This window comes from Rhodococcus sp. BP-160 (assembly GCF_019836205.1).
Classification (GTDB): Bacteria; Actinomycetota; Actinomycetes; order Mycobacteriales; family Mycobacteriaceae; genus Rhodococcoides.
On sequence record NZ_JABUEK010000005.1, the window covers coordinates 139867 to 158170 of the forward strand.

Here is an 18304-nt window from a genome sequence, read left to right on the forward strand (position 1 = left end):
GCACACCGAGCTGCGACACATGGTCCGGGTGCGGTCACGGTCGCGGCGGCCAGGCGGCCCAGCCGTCGGGAAGTGCACTGAGAATGCGGTCCGCGGCGTCGAGACGTGCTGCGGGGATACCGTCGGAACCGGTCCTCCCCGAGCTCGCGCCGTCGGGAAAGGTGAATGCGTACCCGACCATCGGACGGAACCCGCGCTTCACACTCTCCTGATAGCTGCCGTTCACGACCGCGAACACCTGACGCTCGAGGCCGTCGGCTTCGTCCTGCCAGGTCGAGTCGCACGCGTCGCACCCGCAGCTCGGGAAGTAGAAGTCGTGCAGCAGACCAGCGTGCACTGCGATCCCCGGGTACGGGGTGAACACCAGCGTCAGAGGTGCGCACGTCGACGCGTTCGGCCGAACGCGGACTCCCCGAACCACGTCACGATTCGGACGAATCAAGTCCGCCACCGCCTCCGGACCCTCGTCGATCTCGACGTCGTAGGTGTCGCGTAGGTGCTCGATGAGGGCATCCGCGATCACATGAAGTGGCGCATAGCGTTCGGGGTGTTCGGTCACGGAATACGCACTCTCCGGCGGAGAGTCGGCCCACAGGTTTCCGTACTCGATCTTCCGGCCGTCGGAGTCGCGGAACACCTGCTCGTCGATCGTCGGTCGTACATACGAACTCACGTCAGTCATCCTGTCTCGCTGCGAGCAGTCCGATCGGCGCTACTGCCCGGTCGGTGCGGGGATCGCGCCATACGGCCTCGCCGTCGACGACCGTCGGCCACAGCAGACGCTTCTCTTCGACGGGCCACTCGACCCACGGCGGGTACCCCGCGAGTTCGGTCTGCACGATGTCCGCGATGACGACGGTCGCCTCCGCGAGGGACAGATCCATGTGCAGGTCAACCGTGTACCGCGATACCGAGCGTCCTCTCGTCGACGTTGCTCGCCTTCAGGCGTGGGCGAGGGCCGCTGGAGTTCACGCCGAGTCCGACGACACCCGTCTCGTGGAGCGAGAGGGTCCACCGAAGTCTGTCGAGGTCCAGGTGCGCACCGGACCGGCGCCAGTGCAGGTCCGACCCCACCGCGACACACGCGTCGACCATCTGGGTGGGCGCACCCATTCCGGAGTCGGGGAGCAACGGCAACGTCCACTCGTCGATGTACTCGAGATCGGGGCCCCACATCGGTCCAGTGTGGCAAGCATTCCGGTGCTCGGAAAACTGTTTTTCACGATCCCGCCGACACCGTACGGTTCGGTGCATGGACGAGGTCGTGACCCGACGGAAGAACCAGCCACCGCCCCGACATGTGGTCTTCGACGATCTCGCGCATCCGGGTCGAGAGACCAGACGACCGTGGTTGCACCTGCTCGACGACGAGACGCTTCCGCGCGTCATCGAGTCCGAGCCGCCGTCGCTGATCGTGTGGTCGTCGCTCTGGCCGGCGAGACCCGATGCCCGTATTCGATTCGACCTGGCCGACGATGGCGCTGGGACGAACCTCCGGTGGACCTTGCTTCTCGACCCACCGCGCCCGGACGACGACGCCGTTCGTGGCTTGCGCAAGCGCATCGACAGGCTGATCAATGGCAACCTCCGCCATACCTACGGCCAGTAGCACTCAGGCGAATCGACAGATCAAGAACTGCGACTCCGACATGAGCCGATAAGTGAGCCGCGCACCAGTTATCGCTTCGCACAGCGCAAATGACGACGCCAGGTAGTTCGCGTCGAGGGCTGGATCGTCCTCGGGCCCGCGATCAAGGTCGAAGCCACCCACCTGTTCCATCAGTGGCAACACCGCATCAGGATCGTTGCCCTGACGGGAGTCCGCGAACATGTGCTCGAACATGGTCACCAACGCTCCGTCACGATAGAACCGGAAGTGACTGGCAGCGAGGTTGCCGTCGACGCTGACCGCGACTCGGCCAGTCGACAGGCTTTGCTTCGCGTCGTCGTCGAGGTAGCCATAGGGTTCGTACAGAACGACCGACTCGCCGACCTGGAGTACACCGCCGATCAGATCCCGGCCGTTGTCCCAAGCAAGATCACAGAGCGCGCCCAAGTCGCCTGTGCTCGACTCGGTGACTGCCGGAAGCCCTGCGAGAACGTCGTCCACAGTGGCAGGCGAGAACACCGACAGGCAGAATCCTTCGTCGAGCAGGTAAGGGTCGTCGACGGTGATCCACGCGTAATCAGCGGAGCGCACGTTCGTCATTGCTGCAATCTACGTCGCAACCGAGGTCAGTTGCAGTCGGCACACGCGGCCGCGGCCTAGTTGGCGTCCAGCACCCGCTCCAGCGGCACGTTCGGGATCGTGATCCCCCGCGACGCGCCGAGGCCCGTGATCTGCAGCCAGATGGTGTCGGCGAGGAAGGCGGCGAAGGTGTCGAGATCGACCGAATCCTCCTGTGCGCGCCACGTTCTCACCGCGCCGACGCAGCCGGAGATGAGGCTCGACACCCAGGGTCCGACCAGGCGCAGGTCGTCGTCGCCCAGATCGGCGTCGACGAGGGCGAGGAATCCGCCGACGGCCACCTCGATCTTCTCGGCCACGCGGGCGATGGTGCTCTGCAGCGGTGATTCGGACGATCCGGTGACGTTCTGCTCGATGACGTACGTCCAGGTGGGGTGGGCCACGACCCAGCGCACGTACGAGTCGACCACCCGTTGCACCACCGAGCGTGGCAGACCCTCGAGTGTCACCGACGCCGTCAGTGTGTGTTCCAGCTGCTCGCAGATGGTGCGCTGGATGGCGACGTCGAGGTCAGCCCTGTCGGCGAAGTAACGGTAGATGCCGGTGCGATGGATGCGCGCCTCGTCGGCGATCTGCTGCGCCGTGACCCACTCCCCCGGATGCACGCCCCGCTCGAGTACGTCGAGGGCAGCGGCGATCACCTGACGGCGGCGGTCGGCGTTGTGCTGATCCCACCGTCGCCTCCGGCCGTCACCGGAGGTGGTGCGCTCGGTGCTCATCGCACCGAAGCATCTCACGTACGCAGTAGTCTCCGCGGAGCCCTGACGTTCACACGTGCCGCGACGGCCTCCTGATCGAGCCGATCGACGATCTTCACGCGCGGCCGACCGTTCCGTCGACCGAGAGCGAGCTCCTCCGCATCCAGCCGGCGCCATGCCGCCAGGTCACCCGCCCGCGGGATCGCCGCTGCGATCAACTCGTCGGGCGTGTGGTGCGGCTCGGTGATGTCGGAGTCCAGGTGGTCGAGCACCGCCTCCACCGTCTCCTGCGCGCAGGTCTTGTTCGTGCCGATGAAGCCGCGCGGACCGCGCTTGATCCACCCGACGACGAACACACCCGGCGCCACCCGCCCGCGATCGTTCGGCACGGTGCCCGTGCGCTCGTCGAACGGGAGCCCGGGCAGACCGACACCGCGGAAGCCGACCGACCGCACCACCAGGCCGGCGTCGAGGACGTACTCGTCGGACGTCGGGACGGCGACGACGGCACCGTCAGCACCCTCGACCAGGTCGTTACGGGCGACGCGGACGCCGCTCACCCGGCCGTCCTCTCCCAGGATCTCCACCGGCGACACCGCGAACGTGAGCACGATGCGACGGCGCGTGGCGCCCGTCGATCGCGGCCGAGCAGCCAGCTCCGCGAGCAGGCGACTCCGCTGATCGTCACCCTGCAGCTGCGCAGGATCCGCCTCGACGATGACGTCGACATCGGTGAGTGCCGCGAGACCCATCAGCTCGGGCACGGTGAAGGCCGCGTCGGCCGGTCCGCGTCGGCCGAGGATCTGCACCTCTCGGATCTGAGAACCCCGCAGCTGGTCGAGAGCGTGCGGCGCGATGTCCGTTCTCTCCGAGAGCCATTCGGTGTCACGGGTGAGCATGCGCGCGACGTCGAGGGCGACGTTGCCGTTGCCGACGACGACGGCGCGCTCGTGATCGAGCGTGACGGCGGCGTCCCGATGGTCGGGATGGCCGTTGTACCAGCCGACGACGTCGGTGGCCGCCACGGAGCCCGTCAGGTTCTCACCGGGAATGCCGAGCGTGCGGTCGGACGACGCGCCGACGGCGAACACCACCGCGTGATAGACCGACTGCAGCTGCGCCACAGTGACAGTCGTTCCCACCTCGGCGCCCAGCACGTAGCGGAAGCCCGGCTCGTTCTCGATCGCCTCGAAGAGGTCGGTGACCTTCTTGGTGGTCGCGTGGTCGGGTGCGACGCCGTGCCGCACCAGGCCGTGCGGAGTGTGGAGCTTGTCGTAGACGTCGACCGACGCCACCTCGGGATGCTTGAGCAGCTCGTCCGCGGTGTACAACCCGGCAGGCCCCGCACCGATCACCGCGACGCGGAACGGGCCACCGCGGCGCAGACGGCGTTGCGGCGCAACGAGAGCCAGCGGAGTGCGGTCCGCGTGCGGAGACCGCTCGAAGTACTCCGCGTTGAGGGCCGCGTACGGAGCCGTCTCGATGGTCAGCTTCGTGTCGGGGACGATCGCGCCCACCGGGCACGCCGTCACACAGGCACTGCATCCCACGCATGTCGCCGGGTCGATGAACAGCATGTCGGTGGTCCCGAACCCGGGCTCACCCGGCGCGGGGTGGATGCAGTTGACCGGGCACGCGAGGACGCAGGACGCGTCGGCGCAGCACGTCCCGGTGACGACGTGGGGCATCGAATCAGGCCGCGGCGGAGGCGGGCTCGCTGCGGAACCGCGACGGGCGTCCGTCGATACGCAGACTCGTCCACAGACGCTTCGAGACGCGGTTCATCAGGCCCATGTCCTCGGACAGCTTGCGGACGTCACCGAACATGTCGCGCAACGTCTTCGCGGAGGCCTCGTTGTCCCACCACACCTCACGCACCACCTCGGGCGGGATTCCGAGCTCGCGCTGCACCTGCTTGCTGGGCTTCATGATGACGTCGCACAGCACGCGCATGATGATCGGCGTCGCGATGGACATCGCGAACCGCTGACGTCGGGACAGCTTGGGCGCGCGGTGCTCCAGGTACTGGTGCGCGAAGCCGATGTGCCGCGCCTCCTCGGCGACGTGGATCTGCATGATGCGCGTCATCAACGGGTGCTGCGATGCACCGGCGCGGAGGATCGACTTCTGCGCGTGGTCGATGGGCTCCTCGCCGGCCAGCACTCCGACGAAGAAGCCGAACGGGAGCGGGCCCGCGAAGAGGGGAAGAAGAGGGCCGGCCTTGCGGAACCACCTCGGGCCACCGGGCACGGCGACCCCGATGCGGTTCACCAGCTCCTGGAACATCTGGGTGTGGTGGCACTCCTCCGTCGCCTCGTGCGTGGAGTAGCGGAACTCCGGCGAGCCGTTCGGGAGCCGCAGCGCGTAGTTCATGATGCCGGCGATGAGCACCTGCTCGAACTGCAGACCCACCTTGAGGATGTTGGCCTGCCGGTACATCCCGACCGCGATCTGCCGATCGAGAGGCAGCGACCGGTACCACTCGGTGTTGCCCAGCGGATCGGCTGCCGGGAGCACCCAGCGGGGATCGTCGGCCACGATCGCGTAGTGGGGGTCGTCCCAGGGGATGTCGAGGAATGCATCGAAGTGCTGGTGAACGGACGCTTCGGACAGGGTGCGCAGCGTCTGCTCGTACTCGGAGCGCGTGTCGGATGTGATCGTCATGGCGTGAACCTCCGTGAGTGCCGGGCCGACTTGGTGCGACAGGCTGTTGCAGTAAAAGTTACTGCAACTCGGTGTACCACGCAAGCGTTGAGCCGTCGCGAATTGGTACAACGAACGTTGTCATCGTGGCCGAAATCAGGCCATTCTCGGTTGTTGCATTCACTCGGCATCTATTCTTCGATCATCGGGTACCGTTTGCCCGTCCTTGCGAACCGCAGCTCCGAATACCGGGAACTCGACCTGTCCTTCTCCTCACTGCCGCATCGTTCGTCGGGGGTCGACGCGGCTCGACGAACGAGAGTGTGTGTTGCCCGTACGTCCGATCCCGACCGCTGACCACGCCGCGGCACGCCTCGAGTACCCGAGCGTGCCTGCGATGCGTCTCGTCGTGTTGACGCTGGTCATCATCGTGGGCCTGGCCGGGATCACCTGGGGTCTGTCACCGCAGTTCGACAGGACGTCCTTCGTCATCGTCGCCGTGGCGGCGCTGACCACTCTTCCGTCCGCGTTGCTCATCTACCTCTACGGGCGAAATCTCCGCTACTCGATCCCTTTCGTCGTCTACGCCGACATCGGCATCACCGTCGTTCTGTTCGCCTCCCGCTCGCCGTTCGACGCCCTTCCCGGCGTTGTCCTACTGATGCTGGTGTCGTTGTTCGCGGGTGTGTACGTCTCCGGGCGGATCCTGGCGGCCCAACTGGCCTTCGCCGCAGCGATCCTCGTCGTGCTGTCTGTGCTCTCGGTACACGACGGAGTCCCCGGCTGGCTCGTTCTGTCTCGAGCGCTCACCCTGCTCACCGCGGTCATCGTGCCGATCCTGCTCAAGATGCACGTCGACTTCCTCACCGACAAGCTCGAGAACAGCCGACGCGACAGCGTCAGCGGCCTGCTCAACCGACGCGGCCTCGACGGCGCCGTCGCCCGGTTCGATGTTCCCCGCGGAGTCGAGCAGACGCTGGGCGCGGCCGTCGTCCATCTCCGGGACTTCGTGCAGATCGAGCGACGCCTCGGCCGCGCCACGAGCCACGACCTGGTCGCCGAGACGTCGAGTCTCCTCACGGACGCGTTTCCCGACGCCATCGTCGCCCGGACCCAACCGGGCGAATTCGCCTGTGTATGGCTCGGTTCCGCGGACGACGTGGCCGAGCGGCTCGCCGCGGCACGCGTACTGGTGGAGTCGACCCGCCTGCGCAGCGCCACCGTCAGCATGACGTGCACCAGTTCCACCGTGCCGGTCGACTACCGCACCACCGTGACAGTCGCGCTCGGCAAGACCCTCACCGCCGCCGCGTTCCTGCAGTACGGCGACGCCGTGGCTCCGCGCAGCAACCACCACGTCGCCGAGCTGATCGCGGACGGCGGGCCCGCCATCGTCTTCCAACCCGTGCTGTCGGTGTCGACGGGTCGGGTCATGGGCTACGAAGCGTTGTCCCGCTTCCCTTCCGGGCACGGCACCACCCAGAGCTGGTTCCTCGACGCGGCCGCCGACGGCCTGCAGATCCCGCTGGAGCTCGCCGCTGTCCGACGCGCCGTCGCGGCGTCCCGAGACCTCCCGACCGACGTCTTCCTCGCCGTCAACGTCTCGGCGACCACCATCGTCGCCACCGACCTGGTACCGATTCTCGACGAGGCCGCCGAGTGCCGACGCGTCGTCGTCGAGATCACCGAGCACGACCTGGTCAGCGACTACACCGCACTCGGCGCCGCCCTCGATCATCTGCGCGACGAGGGCCTGTCCATCTCCGTCGACGACGTCGGGGCCGGCTACTCCGGTCTCCGTCAGCTCGTCGAGATCAAGCCCGACGTCCTCAAGCTCGACGCCTCGATCGTGCGCGGCATCGACACCGACCCCATGCGCCGCGCCGCCGCCAGCGCCCTCACCACCTTCGCGGCCGCCATCGGTGCGGAATGCGTGTACGAGGGCATCGAGACGCCGCAGGAGCTGGAGTCGGCGCGCAGCCTCGGTGCCGACATGGTGCAGGGGTTCCTGCTGGGGCGTCCCACCTCCACTCCGATCCTGAGCCGTCAGGACGGCATGAACGCCCTCTGAGCGGGTATGGCCAGGCCATGACGACACCCGGTTCCGACTTCGTTCCCCGCACCGCCGTCGTGACCGGCGGCGACTCCGGCATCGGCCGCGCGGTGGCCGTCGCGTTGGCCGGCGGCGGCCTCGACGTCGGGGTGACCTACAACCGCGACCGCGAGGGCGCCGAGGCCACCGTCGCGGAGATCCGCGCGCTCGGGTGCAGCGGGTTCAGTGCCCACATGGACCTGACCGACCTCCCGGGCGCCCCGTTCGCCGTCGACTCGCTGGCCAGTGAGCTCGGCGGGATCGACGTGCTGGTGAACTGCTCCGGCACGGGGACCGCCACCTCGTTCCTCGACCTGGACTTCGACTCGTGGCGCACGGTGCTGTCGGTGGACGTCGACGGCGCGTTCCTGTGTGGACAGCACGCCGCACGGCTGATGGTGGAGCAGGGCCACGGCGGGCGCATCGTCAATGTCACCAGCGTGCACGAACACCTGCCCAAGGTCGGTGCGGCACCGTACTGCGCCGCGAAGGCCGGTCTCGGCGGACTGACGCAGGTGATGGCGATCGAGCTCGCGCAGTTCGGCATCACGGTGAACTCGGTTGCGCCGGGCGAGATCTCGACACCGATGACCGGTCAGACCGACGAGAACCCCGAGAGCAACCCCCGGCCGGGTGTCCCGCTCGGGCGTACCGGCGACGCACGGGAGATCGCCTCCGTCGTCGCGTTCCTCGCCGGCCCGACGTCGTCGTACATGACGGGCGCCTCCCTCGTCGTGGACGGCGGCATGGCCCTGATGGGGCCGCAGGCCGTCCAGTTCGTGAAGGACGACGCCTGGCGGAGCGTGTGACGTCCGATGGCCCTGCACTGCAGGGCCATCGGGGTCGTCAGGTGCCCTTGACGTTCATGATCTGGCGGAGCTCGTGGAGCACCGTGACCAGATCGCGAGCATCCTCCATCACCACGTCGATGGACTTGTAGGCATCGGGGATCTCGTCGATGAACTCGGCCGAGTCCCGGTACTCGATCCCCACCATCCGCTCACGCAGGTCGTCCTGCGTGTAGCGCTTGCGCGCCTCGGCCCGGGAGAACCGCCGACCCGCACCGTGCGGAGCCGAGTGCAGACCGCTCGCGCTGCCCTTGCCCTCGACGACGTACGACCGCGTTCCCATGCTGCCCGGAATGATGGCCCGCACACCCTCGGCCGCGTGGACGGCGCCCTTACGGGTGAGCCACACGTCCTTGCCGGCATGCTTCTCCGGCCGGGTGTAGTTGTGGTGACAGTTGATTCGATCCGACTCGACACTCGTGTCGGTACCGGCCCGATGCACGAACTGGTGCAGGAACCGATCCATCATCTCGGCCCGGTTGAGGTACGCGAACCGCTGCGCCCACGTCAGATCCGCGATGTACCGATCGAACTCGGGCGTGCCCTGGGCCAGGTACGCGAGGTCACGGTCGGGCAGCTGGATCCACCACTTCTCGCACATCTTCTGCGCGATCGCGATGTGCTTCTTGGCGATCTTGTTGCCCACCCCTCGCGAACCCGAGTGCAGGAACAGCCACACCCGGTCCCGCTCGTCGAGACACAGCTCGATGAAGTGGTTGCCACCACCGAGAGACCCCAGCTGCTGACGCCACTTCGGCGAGTGCGACAGGTCCACCCCGCTCTTCTCGGCCAGTTCCTCGAGCTCCGCGGTCTTGGCAGCGGTGAACTCGAAGCGGTCGAGGTGCCCGTTGTAGTTGCCGGGCGAGAGGGGGATGACGCGCTCGACGTCCTGACGCAGCTGCGCCAGGTCGAGGTCAGTGATGTCGCTGTGAGTCAGCGTCGTCTCGACGCCGATCATCCCGCACCCGATGTCGACGCCGACCGCGGCGGGGATGACCGCGCGCAGTGTCGGAATGACCGTGCCCACAGCGCTTCCCATTCCAGGGTGCGCATCGGGCATCAGGGCGACGTGGGGGTGGATGAACGGCATGGCCGCGGTGCGACGCGCCTGCTCCAACGTGGCGTCCTCGATGGCCGAGGCCCAGTTGAGCAGCCGCGTTCCCGCGCCTGTCGGTGGCATGGTGATCTCCTTCGTCGTGTTCGGTGAGGTCCGAACGGTACGTGGAGTCGACGACCATCGCGACGTATTTAGTTGTGTGCCTGTCAGGCTCGCCGTTCGAGTCGCACGAACACGTCCTTCATCTCGCGTGTTCCGAGGTCGGGGCGATCGATGTCCACCACGTGGAAGGTGAGGGCGTCACCGCGAGGCACGACGAGGTCCGGAAGCGTGGGATCGCTGAAGCCGATGCGGATCTCGTCCCCCACGACGTGCAGGGTGTCGACCAACGAACTGCGCCGCATCACGACACCCGAGACGTCCTCGGTACCGTGGTCGACGAAGCGCGGTCGGCCGTCGTCCAGAGTCAACAGAGTGGCGGCCGGACCCGTGAAGGAGAGCACCGCACCCGGCGCGGGCACCACAGCCACAGGACGTCTGTCTCGGGACCGAAACTTCACTGTCGTCACCTCGGCTGGCTGAGCGGCGACGCCCTCGGCGCCACGTCCATGACACCAGAGCCGTGAATGGATGTCAGTACTTTCGGCCACTATCTCAGCAGTTTGTCAGCCCCGTGCCGGTTTGTGGCGCTCACTATGGTGAGCAGGTGACCCCGGCATCCCCCTACGACGCGATCGCACCCGACTACGCCGCTGCCTTCGCCGACGAGCTCGGCTCGCGCCCCTTCGACCGCGGATTCCTGTCGTCGTTCGCTCGCTCGGTGCGGTCGTCGCGCGGCACGACGGTGCTCGACGCCGGGTGCGGGCCCGGCCAGGCGGCACGCGAGCTCGCGGGTACCGGCCTCGACGTCCTGGGCCTCGACGCGTCGAAGGGCATGATCGCCGCAGCATCGGGGCCGGCCTCCTGGGTGGTGGGCGACATGACCGCGCTCCCCCTGGCCGACGGTTCTGTTCACGGCGTGTGCGCCTGGTACTCGATCGTGCACACCCCCACCGCCGATCTGCCCGCTCTGTTCTCCGAGTTCCGCCGCGTCACCGTTCCGGACGGCTGGCTGCTGCTGGCGTTCCAGACCGCAGCACCCACCCGCGAGCTGCGCACCGCGTTCGGGCGGGACGTGCACCTCGACTACCTCCGCCACGACGTCGACGAGGTGCAGTCGCTGCTCATCGACAGCGGGTACGTGCTGCACCGGGACGCCGTGCGATCCGCTCACGACACGGAGACGGCGGCGCAGGCGTTCGTCGTCGCGCGGGCACGCGATCACCTCGTGGAGCCGCCGCCGCGGGGGTGTTGATCGTGGATGTCAGACCCCGGTTTCCGGGGTCCTGGTTCCACTATTGCTCCCGGGATCCCCGGTGGGCCCACGACCGTCCAACAGTGCGTGGACGAACTGGACAGATTCGCTGGTCGGCACGACGGCGTCATCAGCCGGGCGCAGGCCCTCGCACTGGGACTGTCGTCCACCGCGCTCGAACGCCGCGTGTCCGCAGGACGCTGGACCCGCATGGCGTCGGGCATCTACATGCCGGCAGGTCAACCGGTCACCCAGCAGGCGATGGTGCGCATCGCGGTGCTCCGATGCGGTCGCGGAGCACTGGCGAGTGGACCCACCGCCGCGTGGTGGCTCGGCCTGCTCGAGCGGCCGCCCGCCCACTCCTGGGTGACCATTCCGCGTGCTCGGCGCTACCTCGATCGGTCGGTCACCGTGCGACGACGCGACGTTCCCGCAATCGACGTGGCGGTGGCCCGTGATCTTCGCGTCACCGGCCTCGCTCTGACTGTGCTGGAGACCGCGGTGATCCTGGAGGAGGCACGGCCCGGCGACGGAACCCAGTTCCTCGACCGAGCACTGCAGACCCGCACGTCACTGGACCGGCTGCAGAGTGCCCACGCTCGCAACCCTGGACGTGTCGGCAGCCCTCGCGCCGCGGCGATGCTCGTGCACGCGGCGACCGGCGGCGAATCCGAGGCGGAGCGAATCTTCCTTCGACTGCTGCGCACCTTTCGCATCACGGGATGGGAGTGCGCCGTGCGATCGTGCGGCTACGTGATCGACGTGGCCTTCGTCGACCGGCGGGTGGCGATCGAGATCGACGGCTGGGCGTATCACCGCACGGCCGAGCGCATGGCACACGACGCGGTGCGTCAGAACGCGCTCGTGAACGACGGCTGGACGGTACTCCGGTTCACCTACCACCGGCTGATTCGGGAGCCCGATGCCGTGATCGCCGAAGTGCGTCGAGCACTGCGTTGATAGTGGAATCGGCGCCCCGGATTCCGGGGTTCAGATTCCACTATCGAACCCCGCGCCGACTCCGCAACAGGATCACCGCGAACGCCGGCACACCCACGAGCGCCGTCACGACCCCCACCGGAATCTCCTGCGGTGCGAAGACGCTGCGCGCCAGGGTGTCCGCCCACACCATGAACACGGCACCGATCGCCATGGACACCGGCAGCACGCGGTGATGGGCGGTGCCGACGAGTATGCGAGCCGCGTGCGGGATGACCAGCCCGACGAATCCGATGGCTCCCGCCGACGCCACGATGGTCGCGGTCATCAGCGCAGTGACTCCGAGCAGCACGACGGACAGGCGGAGCATCGAGACCCCGAGCGCGCGGGCCGTGTCCGATCCCAGCGTGACCGCGTCGAGCGACGGCGCCGCCACCACGCACGCCACCGCCCCGATCCCCACGGCGCCGGCGCACACCGCGACATCGCTCCACCCGGCACCGGCGAGCGAGCCCAGCAGCCAGAACAGCACCCCGCGCGTCTGCTCGGCGTCGGCGGAGGACAGCACGATGAACGAGGTGAGGGCCGAGAACAACTGCGTACCGGCCACTCCCGCCAAGATCACCGGCCCAGTTCCACCGCCGGCGCCGGTGGCCAGCATCATCACCAGCACGAAGGACACGAGAGCACCGACGAAGGCGCCGGTCGACAGCGACAGTGCGCCCGCACCCACACCGAGCACCGCCACCGACACGGCGCCCGTCGAGGCACCGGACGAGATGCCGAGAACGAACGGATCCGCCAAGCGGTTACGCAGCAGTGACTGCATGATCGCACCACACAGCGCCAGGCCGCACCCGCAGATCACCGCGAGAAGTGCACGGGGAAGCCGCAGTTCCCAGACGATGCCGTCCTGGATGCGGCTGACGTCCGCCGGCGGGCCACCGAGATGCGCGACGACGACGGCGACCACGTCGGGCACCGTCACGTTCGCCGGGCCCAGCGCGATGGACACCGCCACCGACGCGACGACCGCCAGCAGCGTGGCCACGACCGCCAATGCCGGTCGCACCCTCACCCGTTCGACCACTCCTGCAGTGCCGCAGCCACTTTCTCGATACCGTCGATGGTCCGGATCGACGGATTGAGGTCGGCACCGTTCACGACGATGTAGCGCTTGTCGATCACCGCCTGCATGCGACTCGTCACCGGGTTGCTCTCGAGGAATGCGATCTTGCTCGCCAGCGCGTCACCGTCGATGCTGCGCCGGCTGAGGTCGGCCAGCACGAGTGCGGAGGGGTTGCGGTCGGCGACACTCTCCCAACTCACCTGCGGCCATTCGTCCTTCGTGTCCGCGAAGACGTTGCGCACGCCCACCGCGTTCGAGATGACACCGGACGCTCCGCAGCACCCGGCCATGTAGGGAGCAGTGGTGTCGGCGAACCAGTACGCGAGCGACGCCTCAGACACCGGCGTGGATGCCGCGTCGTAGCGCGTTCGCAGCTCGTCGACGAGAGCATCCCCTCGGTCGCGGACATCGAAGATCGCCGCGAGATCGCGCACCTCCTCGAACACCGTCTCGATGCTCAGTGGCTCGTCCCGGGCACCGTCAGCGTTGACGCTGGTGGCCGACTTGCCGATGCAGTCCGTCGGCGACAGGTAGGTCGGGACGCCGAGGGCATCGAACCGGTCGCGGTCCGCGACTCCACCCTCTCCCAGCGTTCCGCCGAACGACGCGGTGACCAGATCGGGCTCGGTGTCCAGCACCACCTCGAGCGAGGGCTTGTTGTCCGCCAGCCGAGGAACCTGCGCGTCGGCGTCCGCGAGGTCGGCCCGTACCGGGTCGGTCCAGGTGGCGGTACCGACCATCCGATCTTCCAGCCCGAGGGACAGCAGGATCTCGGTGGATCCCTGGTTGAGGGAGACGGCGCGCTGCGGCGGCGCGTCGATGGTGACGGTGCGGCCGCAGTTCTCGAGGGTGACGGGATAGGTGCTTCCGGCCTCGGCCGCAGCCGTCGTGGTCGGGCCGGTGGAGCATCCTGTGGCGAGGAGGCCGACTGTCGTGACGACAGCGGCGATCGCGAGGCGTGGGGTCATGTTCGGTTGTGCCGTCCTGCTGGGAGCCCGTGCGCGGAGCTTCGAGGGTGGTGCCGGACAGCAAGCGATCGGACTTCGAGCCGAAGCTCGTCACCGTTGCGCGCCAGTCCCGGAATCGCACCGGGTTCCCTCGCTGAACGACTGTTCGGATGTAGCCTATCCCTTTGCCCGCTCGTACACCCCGACCCACACGCCTCGGAATCTGAAGGTGCGATCGGGTTCGGTACCGGGAAAGCACGTCTTCGATACGTCGATCTGATCGGACCGCACCAACTCCCATGTGACGGCGCCTGATTCCGCACACCCGCCAGCCGCCAGGCGCGAGCTGTATCTCTCTACAGACAGTCGGGTCGCTTCTTCCGACGCTCGGACTGCATCGCCCGGTGTCACCTGCCCGTCCAAGAACTCGGCGACGTCTCGGTACGCCACAAGGTGGCCGTCGGAGGACCGGACATCGGCTTGTTGCGGAACCCAGAGAATCAGCAGACCTGCCGTTGCAGCAATGGTGATAGTCGTCCCAAGTCGGCGCCACACGATCACGGCTGCCAGCACATAGAACGGGACCATCCACACCACGTATCGCGCGCTGAAGATGTGCGTCGTGTGGCCTACCAGCCAAAGCAGCACCGGCGCCGACAACGGTACGAGCAACCATCCCAGCGTCCGGCGGCGGTCACGTCGACTCAGCGTCCAGGCTGCGAACCCGACGCAACTGACGATCAAGAGGATCGTGGGGCGATCTCCACCCAGAAGAATCTTCTCGGCATTCTGGAGTCGCCGATAGCCACCTTTCGGAATCCACCCGATGACGCCGGATTGGAAGTGCCCGATCACGGCCAGAGTGCACCCCACGATCACCGCTGGCGCGAGCGCTCCGATGAAGGCACGATTCGGAACACGTCGGCTTCTGGCGAACAGCACATGAGCGGCGATGATCATGAGCCCGACGATGTGACCTGCACCCACCGAGGCCAGCACCACGGAGTAGCAGACCCACCACCGACGACTGCCGCGCTCTGCGGCCTCGTGTAGTAGCAGTGTCGAGAGGACGACCCCGGCGACAACGAACGCGTACACCCGTGCTTCTTGGGCGTACCTGGTCATGGATGGCGCCGCGATCACCAGAAGCACCGCCACGACTGCGCCGAGTGAGTCCACGTACTTGCGTGCCAAGAGGTAGAAGGCAGATGCGGCAACACCGATAGCCAGAACAGAAGGAAAACGGAAAGCGGCATCGGAAGTTCCGAAGACAGATGTGAACGCTTCGATACCGAAGTAATACGGTGCCATCACGGCATCCAACTGTCGAATGACATCCACGATGCCTGAAAAGCCGCGTGCAGTGTGCTGTGTCGTCGAGACCTCGTCCGCCCACATGGATGCTGACGACAGCCGCCAGGCGTTCCAGGCGACAGCAACTACGAAGACAACCGCGACTTCGACGGCGCGGGTTCTTCGCTGCTTCTCCACCCTCACGTCAGTTATCACCATGCTCATGATGCCTGACCGATCGGTACGGAACTCGTCGTGTCCATGCATTCGCCTAGCGCGGCTCCATCCGAACCACGTACCCGTCCTCACCGAACTGCGCGAGATCGGGCCGATAGATGTCCACGACGTGGAACGTGACGTCCGCGTCCGCACCCACGATCATGTCCGGAACGGACTTGTCGGAGAAGTCGATGCAGACCCGGTACTCGTCGGGCCACAGCGTGTCGACCGGAGCGCTCCGCCGTGCCTTCCGCCAACCGGGGAACTGTCGAGTTCGCGTCGGCCAGGTTCGCCCGCACCGAGTCGGTCCACGTGGCCGTGCCGACCATCCGATCGGCCAATCCGAGGGACAGCAGAATCTCCGTCGATCCCTGGTGCAGCGACACTGCGCGCTGAGGAGGGGCGTCGAGGGTGATCGTGCGGCCGCAGTTCTCGAGTGAGAAAGTGGTCGCCGGCGGTGGTCGCCGGGCCGGTGGTGCATCCAGTGGCGAAGACGCCGACTGTGAGGACAGCGGCAATCGCGAGGCGTGCGGTCATGTTCGGTTGTGCCGTCCTGCTGGGAGCCCGTGCGCGGAGCTTCGAGGGTGGTGCCGGACAGCAAGCGATCGGACTTCGAGCCGGAACTCGTCACCGCTGCGCCAGTCCCGGAATCACACCGGGTTTCCTTGCTGAACGACTGTTCGGGTACGACTGCAGAGGCTCGAGCGCTGTGGTCGCACGGGTGGCCCGGTGCCACATCTGAGGTGGGCGGCCGAGAATCAGGAAGGAGTCAGCACCTGTTTCACTTCCGTCACGAGGGTCGGAGCAAGCGTCCTGGCAAAGGTTGCCGTGAGGTGCGACTCCGCGTCTCGGTAGACGATGACATTGCCGATGACTGAAGGGCACAGATCAGTCGTGCAGTAGTACTCCGTCAGATTTATCAAGGACACTGAAGGCACCCGCGCAGCGGCTGCGATCAGGGGATCGGGCCGCGACAACGCCTCGCGAGTCGGGGTGCCGCACTCCGCGACCGTGTCCCGCCCGAGGCTCACTCTGGTCAAGCATTCCAGTGATTCGGGGCTGACTGCGGGATTGTCTGCTATCACGGCGATCCGGCTGCCGGCGGCTGCGACTGGCGTCCAAGCGCGCTCGTACGACTCTGCGGCAACACCGAGCTGCCCGCCGTATTTACGGCTCGATGTTGTCAGAACCAGGTCGTACTGTTCGGTGAGCAACTGAGACTGAATCTCCTTCATGGGGACCGCGCAGTCACCTTTGCTCTGGTCCTGCCACTGACATCCCCACCCCACGAAGCTGGTCAATCGCCATTTCTCCGACACGAGATACGGGGCTAGAGCGGGAAGCAGCATTGCGGCGTGCGAGTCACCCACCAGTGCGATCCGAATTGCGTCGTCGCCCTCGTAGCCGTAGGTGCATGACTTCACGCCTGCACCCTCTTTGCGGAAGCATTCGTATGCTCCCTGGGTGTCATTAGCGAACCGGTCGACGCCCGGTTGCAACGTGATATCCGAGTCTCGCATCGCGCATCCACTTGTAGCCACCATCGCAGGAGCACCGAAGCACGGGTCCGCCTCGGCCGACGGCGCAATCGATTCGACGACGAGACGTTGGCCTGCCTGAGATTCACCGGACGCACCTTCGTCGAGTTGGATCACCGCAATAGACGCCACGATGACCGCGGCCGCGATGACCCCGACCACTCCCCATGCCGTAGGCGAAGTGCCGAGGCCCCGGTCATCCTTCGCTTGGTGACCCCTCTGAAGCCAGGTCGACTTGCGTATCGGGTCCTCGTAGAACCTGTAGGTCACCGCGGTCAACCCCACCGCGATGATCAGAGCTGACCCATAGAACACCGGGCCTTTCGGAATGACCGTCAGTAGCAGGATGATTACGGGCCAATGCCACAGGTACAAGGTGTAACTGGTGTCACCGAAGTATCGGATCAGTGGATTCGTCAGAAGTGTCATGCCTCGAACCCGTGCACCATGGAAGGACGCGATAACTATCGCTGTCGACACGACCGGAAGGGCAGCCCACGGCGCAGGGAACTGAGCCGTGGAATCGATCAGGAACAGCGATGCAGTCACGCCGGCTACACCGAGATATGCGAGAGCCGGGCGCATGGCCGACGGGATCCACAGCAGCCAGGGCCCGGCGATCGCGATGAGAGCACCGACGCCGAGTTCCCACACTCGGGTGAAAGTCGAGAAATAGGCGGCATTCGGGTCGACCGCGGACTGGTGCATCGACCATGCGAAGGATACCGAGACCACGGCAAGCATGAATGTGAACAAGCCGCTTTGTCGTGCCCGGGCCTTGCCCCTGCGTTCCAGGCGGCGAGTCAGTGCGAAGATCAGCACCAGCATTACCGGCCAGACGAAGTAGAACTGTTCCTCGATGGACAGCGACCAATAGTGCTGGAGCGGTGACGGGGGTCGACCCTCCTGGAAGTAGTCGGTGCCGACCGCCTCGAAGCGGATGTTCGCGGCGAATACGGCCGCGTAAAGGGCATCGAGCAGAGTCTCTTTGGCTCGTACCGCGGGAAAGAGGACGAAGGAGGCGACGGCCGTCAGGACAAGAACGAGCATTGCGGACGGAAGGATGCGCTTCGCTCGCCGAACGTAGAAGTGCTCGAAGGACAATTTTCCGGTGGTGCTGCGTTCACGAATCAGCAACCCTGTGATGAAGAATCCGCTGAGCACGAAGAATACGTCTACGCCGACGAAACCACCTGACGGCCAGCCGAACAAATGGTCAGCGAAGACCGCCAGGACGGCAAGCGCACGCATACCCTGTAGGTCCGGCCGCCGCCCACCCACCGAGTTCATCCGCATCTC

General features: G+C 66.6%; 18 protein-coding genes, 1 pseudogene and 1 riboswitch. Of the genes and pseudogenes, 5 read left to right on the top strand and 14 right to left on the bottom strand.

What is annotated here, in order from left to right:
* Nucleotides 1–34: 34 nt before the first annotated feature.
* The 3 genes from HQ306_RS18670 to HQ306_RS18680 are packed head-to-tail and all read right to left on the bottom strand — an operon-like array spanning nt 35 to nt 1176.
* Entirely contained in the window at nt 35–673 is a 639-nt protein-coding gene (locus tag HQ306_RS18670; RefSeq protein ID WP_222633090.1) for a DUF6226 family protein, read from the bottom strand.
* A 1-nt stretch (nt 674) separates the two neighbouring features.
* Nucleotides 675–884: a hypothetical protein gene (locus HQ306_RS18675; RefSeq protein ID WP_222633091.1), complete on the bottom strand. Its 210-nt coding sequence runs from the start codon at nt 882–884 to the stop codon at nt 675–677.
* Between the two features lie 7 nt (nt 885–891).
* Nucleotides 892–1176, bottom strand: coding sequence for a hypothetical protein (locus HQ306_RS18680; RefSeq protein WP_222633092.1), 285 nt, complete (start codon nt 1174–1176; stop codon nt 892–894).
* Between the two features lie 76 nt (nt 1177–1252).
* On the opposite strand from HQ306_RS18680, the gene HQ306_RS18685 reads away from it, so the two are divergent.
* A complete protein-coding gene (locus HQ306_RS18685; RefSeq protein ID WP_222633093.1) occupies nt 1253–1609 on the top strand; it encodes an SRPBCC domain-containing protein in 357 nt (118 codons plus the stop codon).
* 3 nt (nt 1610–1612) lie between these two features.
* Here the strand turns inward: HQ306_RS18685 and HQ306_RS18690 are convergent, their stop codons facing one another.
* The 4 genes from HQ306_RS18690 to HQ306_RS18705 are packed head-to-tail and all read right to left on the bottom strand — an operon-like array spanning nt 1613 to nt 5610.
* Nucleotides 1613–2209 (bottom strand): DUF6461 domain-containing protein, encoded by a 597-nt coding sequence (locus tag HQ306_RS18690; protein WP_222633094.1) that lies wholly within the window; start codon nt 2207–2209, stop codon nt 1613–1615.
* Nucleotides 2210–2265: 56 nt separating this feature from the next.
* On the bottom strand, nt 2266–2967 hold the full coding sequence (locus HQ306_RS18695; RefSeq protein ID WP_222633095.1) for a TetR/AcrR family transcriptional regulator: 702 nt from the start codon (nt 2965–2967) through the stop codon (nt 2266–2268).
* 14 nt (nt 2968–2981) lie between these two features.
* Complete coding sequence (locus tag HQ306_RS18700) at nt 2982–4634, bottom strand: FAD-dependent oxidoreductase (RefSeq protein WP_222633096.1); 1653 nt, start codon at nt 4632–4634, stop codon at nt 2982–2984.
* A gap of 4 nt (nt 4635–4638) precedes the next feature.
* Nucleotides 4639–5610 (bottom strand): diiron oxygenase, encoded by a 972-nt coding sequence (locus HQ306_RS18705; RefSeq protein WP_027506362.1) that lies wholly within the window; start codon nt 5608–5610, stop codon nt 4639–4641.
* Nucleotides 5611–5986: 376 nt separating this feature from the next.
* Here HQ306_RS18705 and HQ306_RS18710 point away from each other — a divergent pair, with 376 nt between their 5' ends.
* Nucleotides 5987–7660 carry a bifunctional diguanylate cyclase/phosphodiesterase gene (locus HQ306_RS18710; protein ID WP_222633097.1) on the top strand — a complete coding sequence of 558 codons (1674 nt, stop codon included), beginning with the start codon at nt 5987–5989 and terminating at the stop codon, nt 7658–7660.
* Between the two features lie 17 nt (nt 7661–7677).
* Nucleotides 7678–8490 (top strand): SDR family oxidoreductase, encoded by an 813-nt coding sequence (locus HQ306_RS18715; RefSeq protein ID WP_222633098.1) that lies wholly within the window; start codon nt 7678–7680, stop codon nt 8488–8490.
* A 37-nt stretch (nt 8491–8527) separates the two neighbouring features.
* Here HQ306_RS18715 and HQ306_RS18720 read toward each other — a convergent pair whose 3' ends face one another.
* Complete coding sequence (locus HQ306_RS18720; RefSeq protein ID WP_222633099.1) at nt 8528–9709, bottom strand: RtcB family protein; 1182 nt, start codon at nt 9707–9709, stop codon at nt 8528–8530.
* A gap of 83 nt (nt 9710–9792) precedes the next feature.
* A complete protein-coding gene (locus HQ306_RS18725; protein WP_222633100.1) occupies nt 9793–10116 on the bottom strand; it encodes a hypothetical protein in 324 nt (107 codons plus the stop codon).
* Nucleotides 10117–10292: 176 nt separating this feature from the next.
* Between HQ306_RS18725 and HQ306_RS18730 the strand changes: the two genes are divergently transcribed.
* Both HQ306_RS18730 and HQ306_RS18735 read left to right on the top strand, forming a co-directional pair.
* On the top strand, nt 10293–10940 hold the full coding sequence (locus tag HQ306_RS18730; protein ID WP_222633101.1) for a class I SAM-dependent methyltransferase: 648 nt from the start codon (nt 10293–10295) through the stop codon (nt 10938–10940).
* An 87-nt stretch (nt 10941–11027) separates the two neighbouring features.
* A complete protein-coding gene (locus HQ306_RS18735; protein WP_308115510.1) occupies nt 11028–11900 on the top strand; it encodes a type IV toxin-antitoxin system AbiEi family antitoxin domain-containing protein in 873 nt (290 codons plus the stop codon).
* A 40-nt stretch (nt 11901–11940) separates the two neighbouring features.
* On the opposite strand, the gene HQ306_RS18740 is transcribed toward HQ306_RS18735, so the two are convergent.
* The 5 genes and pseudogenes from HQ306_RS18740 to HQ306_RS18755 all read right to left on the bottom strand — a co-directional run bounded on the left by HQ306_RS18740 (nt 11941) and on the right by HQ306_RS18755 (nt 18256).
* Nucleotides 11941–12957 carry an iron ABC transporter permease gene (locus HQ306_RS18740; RefSeq protein ID WP_222633103.1) on the bottom strand — a complete coding sequence of 339 codons (1017 nt, stop codon included), beginning with the start codon at nt 12955–12957 and terminating at the stop codon, nt 11941–11943.
* Nucleotides 12954–13976, bottom strand: a complete 1023-nt coding sequence (locus HQ306_RS18745; RefSeq protein WP_222633104.1) for an ABC transporter substrate-binding protein — start codon at nt 13974–13976, stop codon at nt 12954–12956. The genes HQ306_RS18740 and HQ306_RS18745 overlap by 4 nt, the downstream gene beginning before the upstream one ends.
* Nucleotides 13977–14017: 41 nt before the next feature.
* Nucleotides 14018–14137, bottom strand: a riboswitch (cobalamin riboswitch).
* A complete protein-coding gene (locus tag HQ306_RS18750; RefSeq protein ID WP_222633105.1) occupies nt 14133–15473 on the bottom strand; it encodes a glycosyltransferase family 39 protein in 1341 nt (446 codons plus the stop codon). It overlaps the preceding riboswitch by 5 nt.
* Before the next feature lie 242 nt (nt 15474–15715).
* Nucleotides 15716–16004 (bottom strand): annotated as a pseudogene (locus tag HQ306_RS22365) (ABC transporter substrate-binding protein); the annotation flags it as partial.
* A 221-nt stretch (nt 16005–16225) separates the two neighbouring features.
* Complete coding sequence (locus HQ306_RS18755; protein ID WP_374197710.1) at nt 16226–18256, bottom strand: acyltransferase family protein; 2031 nt, start codon at nt 18254–18256, stop codon at nt 16226–16228.
* Between the last annotated feature and the right edge of the window lie 48 nt (nt 18257–18304).